Origin of the sequence: Erwinia sp. V71 (genome assembly GCF_965644245.1) — a bacterium.
GTDB lineage: Bacteria > Pseudomonadota > Gammaproteobacteria > Enterobacterales > Enterobacteriaceae > Erwinia.
Genome location: NZ_CBFFRK010000185.1, coordinates 1 through 5,418, shown reverse-complemented (window position 1 = coordinate 5,418; position 5,418 = coordinate 1). Strand labels below are relative to the sequence as shown.

General features: G+C 56.9%; 5 protein-coding genes. All 5 read left to right on the top strand.

Annotated elements, in window-relative coordinates; translation table 11 throughout:
* Nucleotides 1-301: 301 nt before the first annotated feature.
* The 5 genes from ACSZO1_RS21570 to ACSZO1_RS21550 all read left to right on the top strand — a co-directional run bounded on the left by ACSZO1_RS21570 (nucleotide 302) and on the right by ACSZO1_RS21550 (nucleotide 5,197).
* A complete protein-coding gene (locus tag ACSZO1_RS21570; protein ID WP_437616318.1) occupies nucleotides 302-1,843 on the top strand; it encodes an ABC transporter substrate-binding protein in 1,542 nt (513 codons plus the stop codon).
* Nucleotides 1,844-1,866: 23 nt separating this feature from the next.
* Nucleotides 1,867-2,787: an ABC transporter permease gene (locus tag ACSZO1_RS21565; protein ID WP_437616316.1), complete on the top strand. Its 921-nt coding sequence runs from the start codon at nucleotides 1,867-1,869 to the stop codon at nucleotides 2,785-2,787.
* A complete protein-coding gene (locus ACSZO1_RS21560) occupies nucleotides 2,788-3,651 on the top strand; it encodes an ABC transporter permease (protein WP_437616314.1) in 864 nt (287 codons plus the stop codon).
* The gene (locus ACSZO1_RS21555; protein WP_437616312.1) at nucleotides 3,648-4,589 is read left to right on the top strand and encodes an ROK family protein; all 942 of its coding nucleotides are present in this window, start codon (nucleotides 3,648-3,650) and stop codon (nucleotides 4,587-4,589) included. The genes ACSZO1_RS21560 and ACSZO1_RS21555 overlap by 4 nt, the downstream gene beginning before the upstream one ends.
* A 113-nt stretch (nucleotides 4,590-4,702) precedes the next feature.
* Nucleotides 4,703-5,197: an RrF2 family transcriptional regulator gene (locus ACSZO1_RS21550; RefSeq protein ID WP_437616310.1), complete on the top strand. Its 495-nt coding sequence runs from the start codon at nucleotides 4,703-4,705 to the stop codon at nucleotides 5,195-5,197.
* Nucleotides 5,198-5,418 lie beyond the last annotated feature (221 nt).

Here is a 5,418-nt window from a genome sequence, read left to right as displayed (position 1 = left end):
TTATCGGTAGTTAACCCTTCCTCCTACACTCTCCACAATCATGTCCGAGCGTTGCACTTATTATCTGAATTCGCGCTGTGTTTTTTTGACAGTAAAACGTGGCGGGAAAATACGCAATGCTATTTAGTTCACAAAAATAACAAAATGCGCAAATATAAGTTTATCGTATAAATAAAATATGGCTTCTTAGGGTTAAGATTTGCTGCAACGAGCATCAAATCGTTATTCCCGCGCCGCACCGCCATGCAGCTCAATTGCGGTTGTCGCGTTCGTTTCGACGGCAAAAAGTAATGAGGAACCTATGAAGGTGATAAGCAGCGCATTCAGCAGATACCGGCTGGCCTTATTGAGTTGTCTGACGTTAACCGCATTTGTCGCACCGTTGCAGGCCGCCACACTGACGGTGATGCAGAGCGAAGCGCCGCGCAGTATGGACCCCGGCGATCAAACCGCCACCTACACCATGAGCGTGCTGGACCCGATGTACGAAGGGCTGGTGCGTTTATCACCCGAACTGAAAATTGAACCGGCGCTGGCGACTTCATGGTCGGGCGATGCGACCGGCAAAATCTGGACGTTTAAACTGCGTCAGGGGGTTAAATTCCATGACGGCACGCCGTTTAATGCCGATGCGGTGATCGCCAACTTTAACCGTCATCTCGATACCAAACGTGGCCTGGCGGCCAGCGGCCGTATTCGTGCGTTCCTCGATTCGGTGCAGAAAGTGGATGACTACACCGTCGAGTTTCATCTGAGAAAAGTCTACCCGGCGTTTCTGAACCTGATGACCGGCGGAGCGGCGATGATGGTCAGCCCGGCCGCAGACGGCGCACGTTCGCTGAGCAATAAAGCCGACGGCACCGGGCCGTACAAGCTGCAACAGTACAAAAACAGCGAATTTGTGCTGGAAACGAAGAACCCGGACTACTGGGGTAAAGCGGATGGCCCGGATCAGATTAAATGGACCTGGAGCAGTGAAACCTCAGTGATGAATATGACGCTGCAGGCCGGGGAAGCCGATGTGATTAACCCGGTGCCACCGCAGTTCGCCACCATGCTGAAAAATAATCCGCAGGTCACCTTACACCGTGGCGACGGGGCGGCCGTCTTCTGGGTGGCGCTGAACACCACACTGAAACCGCTGGATGATGTGCGGGTGCGTCAGGCGCTGAATTTCGCCACCGATAAACCGGCGATGGTACGCGCGATCATGTACGGCTACGCCACCCCGGCTAACTCGCCGCTGGCACCCGTTACGGCGGGCTACGACAAGTCACTGAATGATTATCCGCTGAATATTGAGAAAGCGAAAAGTCTGCTGAAAGAGGCGGGCTATGCGCAAGGCTTCACCGTCAATCTGGCGGTACAGGGGCCGGAAGCGCGTATCGCCCAGGTACTGCAGGGGATGTGGGCGAAAGTGGGCGTGAAAGTGAATGTGCGTCAGATGGAAAGTGGCGTGTGGAGTAAGGCGGCGTTTGCGGATGTGGCGGCGAAAAAAGCGGAGAACACCGGTGCCGTGCTGGCTTCCTGGTCTTCCGGCGCCAATGGCGCCGATCTGCAGCTGCGTCCGCTGTATCACAGCCAGAGCTTTGCCCCAGGCGGCGCAAACCTCGGCTTCTTTAGCGATAAAAAAGTGGATGAGCTGATTGATACGGCGGCCTCCACTCAGGATGACGCGGCGCGTAATGCGTTGTATGTCGAGGCGCAGAAAGCGATCAACCAGACCGCGCCGCAGGTGCTGCTCTACTTCCAGGATGATCTGTACGCGACGCGTAAAGCGGTCTCCGGCGTATCGGTACAGCCTGGCGGCAATGTGATTGTGCGTCACGCGGTGAAAAACTAAGCGTCCGGCGCGCGGAGAGTGGGATGAAAGCTTACGTCATCAAAAAGATCCTCGCACTGCCGCTGATTTTAATCGGCGTGTCGATGATTATTTTTATTGCCATCCGCGCGCTGCCGGGCGATCCGGCGCGCTTAATGGCCGGGCCGGAAGCGCCACAGGAAGCCGTGGATCATATGCGCAGCCGTCTTGGTCTTGATCAGCCACTGCCGGTGCAGTATCTCCACTTTGCCGGCGGCATGGTGCGCGGTGACTTAGGCGTGTCGCTGAAATCTGAGCAGCCAGTGATGCAGGAAATTGCCGACCGTCTGCCGTACACCCTGGCGCTGGCGGTACTGGCTTATCTGCTGGCGATTCTGTTCGGCATTCCGGCGGGGATGATTGGCGCGGTGTATCGCAACCGCACGCCAGACCATCTGGTGATGCTGCTGGCAATAGCCGGGGCCTCGATTGCCAACTTCTGGCTGGCGCTGATGGCGATGAATACCTTTGCCGTCCAGCTTGGCTGGCTGCCGCTGCTGGGGGCGGATTCCTGGCGCAGCTACATTATGCCCACGGTCTGTCTGGCGATTCTGCCCATGGCGGTGATGGCGCGTATGACGCGCTCCAGCATGATTGACGTGCTGGCGGAAGATTATATCCGCACTGCGCGGGCGAAAGGGCTGTCGCCCGGCAAAGTGTACTGGCGGCATGCCCTGCGTAACGCGATGATCCCGATCGTCACCATTATCGCGCTCAACTTTGGCAGCCTGATTGGCGGCGCGGTGGTCACCGAATCGGTATTTAACTGGCCGGGCATTGGCCGCCTGCTGGTGGATTCCGTGCGTTATCGCGACTATCCGGTGATTCAGGGCGTCACGCTGGTGGCGGTGTCCGGTGTGGTGGTGATGAACCTGCTGGGGGAGATCGCGATTGCCTTGCTTAACCCGAAAATAAGGTTCGACTAAATGGATATCAGCAACCTGCAACCTGAGTCGCGCCCGCGCATCTGGCGTACACTGCGCTGGCTGGCGCGCCATCCCAGCATCACCCTTGGCGCGGCGCTGGTCGGGGTGATTGTGCTGATGGCGCTGCTGGCGCCGCTGATTGCCCGCCATGATCCTTATGAGCAGGATCTGATTAATACCTTACTGCCGCCGTCTGCCGACCACTGGTTTGGCACCGACGATTATGGCCGCGATATTTTTTCCCGCATTGTCTATGGCGCACGTATTTCGCTGGTGGAAGTGGTGCTGAGTGTCGGCCTGTCGCTGGCGATTGGCGTGCCGCTGGGCGTGATTGCCGGGCTGGCCGGACGTACGCTTGATCAGATCATTATGTGGCTGATGGATGTCATCTTCGCGTTTCCCGGTATTGTGCTGGCGATTCTGATTGTCAGCGTGCTGGGCGATGGGCTGATCAATATGCTGATCGCCATCGCGATTTTCTCGATCCCGGTGTATGCCCGTCTGAGCCGTAATCTGACCATCAGCCTGAAACATATGGAATATGTCGAAGCGGCGCAGGCGCTGGGGATTGGTTATTACCGCATCGTGGTGCACTACATTCTGCGCAATGCGATTGGCCCGATTATTGTGCAGTCGACATTAACCGCAGGCACGGTGGTACTGGCCGCTGCCAGTCTGTCATTTCTCGGCCTGGGTGTGCAGCCGCCGATGCCAGAGTGGGGCACCATGATGAGCGACGGGCGCAATTTCCTCGGGGTCAGCATTGGTTTATCGCTCTATCCCGGGCTGGCGATTGTGCTGTCAGTGCTTGGCTTTAATGTGCTGGGCGATGGCCTGCGCGATTTAATGGATAAACGCTCATGAGCCATGTCGTAATATGCCTGGATATTGGTGCTTCTTTTCTTAAAGCCGGACTGTCGGCGCAGCCTGGCAAGATAACGCCGCTGGCAACGCTGCCGATGCCGGTGGACAGCTGGTCTGCATTTACTGACGCGGTGCAACAGTTACTGCAACAGATTCACGGGCAAATTGATGCGCGATCACCGCTGGCCATCTCCACTGCCGGCTTAGTCGACCCGGTCAGTGGTGAAGTGTATGCCAGTAATATTCCGGCGTTTCATCATCGCCGGGTGGCGCAGCAACTGCAGGATTTACTCCAGCGTCCGGTGTTTATCGCGAATGATGCTGACTGTTTTGCGCTGGCGGAAGCGACGACCGGACGCGGCGCGGGTGAACGCATTGTGTTCGGCGCGATTCTCGGCAGCGGCGTTGGCGGCGGGCTGGTGATTGATGGTCGTATCGTCAGTGGCAGCGGTGGCGTGAGTGGCGAATGGGGACATGGGCCGATTACCCGCCGTGAGGTGAGCGTCGACGGTGTGATGTATACGCTGCCACGCCTGGCCTGTGCCTGCGGCCAGCGCGGGTGTCTGGATACAGCAGGCGGTGCACGGGGCATCGAACGCCTGCATCAGTTACTGCATCAGCAGGTCTGCGATAGTAAAGCCATTGTTACTGGCTGGCGGCAGCGGGAGCACGATGCTGTGCTGACGGTGAAAGTGTGGTGCGAACTGGTCAGTGAACCGCTGGCGTTTCTGGTTAATCTGACCGGCGCGGGGCGGATTGTGGTCGGTGGCGGCCTGGCAGCGGAACCGGCATTGATCGCGTTGCTCGATCAGCGCGTCAGGCAGTTGATTTTACGCCGTTTAACCACACCACTGGTAGTGGCGGGGGCGCTGGCAGAGCAGGGCGGCCTGCTGGGCGCGTCGGTACTGGGGCACGCTGCGGCCACGGGCAACTTATGATTATGTGCTGTGGCAGGGGGCCTGGCTTCTAAAAAGCAAGCGTGTTTGGTATATTATTTTGTATTGTTTTTTAACGGCAGCCCTGTGTGGCGTACCGGAGTCAGGATACCAGCATGTTAGATTACCGCTTCCCGACAGCTTTGCAGATGGTTCTCAGCGTAGCGATGGCGGAGCAATTGGGCAAACGTTCGACCAGCGCCATCCTTGCCTATGGAATGGAGGCGAACCCAAGTCTTATCCGGAAACTGATGGTGCCGCTGACACGCGATGGCATTATTACTTCCACGCTGGGTCGTGCGGGCTGTATCCATCTTGGTCGTCCGGCGGAAGAGATTACGCTGCGCGATATCTACTGCTCGGTGATTGAAGATAAACGGCTGTGGGCATCACGCCCGGACGTGCCCGCGCGTTGCGTGGTGAGCGCCAATGCCTGCTGGTACTTTAAATCGATTGTCGATGAAGCCGAACAGGCGTCACTGAACGTGCTGGCGGGGCGTACCATCGCTGACGCGCTGATTGAGCTGAGAAAAGGTGATACCAGCGGCTGCAGTGATATGCCGCAGGCCGAAGAAGCCGCGCTGTACGAATGCAAAAATAGCGACCGCTAATGGCGGTCAGTTATTTCTGATTTTCTCTCTTTCCCTTCTGTTGTGACTTCCTGTCTTTATTTTACTTAAGTTATCCTGCGTATTATTTTCTTCATCCTGTTGTTTGCATCCTTTCTGCACAATTTCCTGCTCAGGGTTATTTACGCCGCGAATTCAGATAATAAGTGCAACGCTTGGTCATGTGGATGGAGGGACGGTTAGCTACCGATAAGCTATCCTGC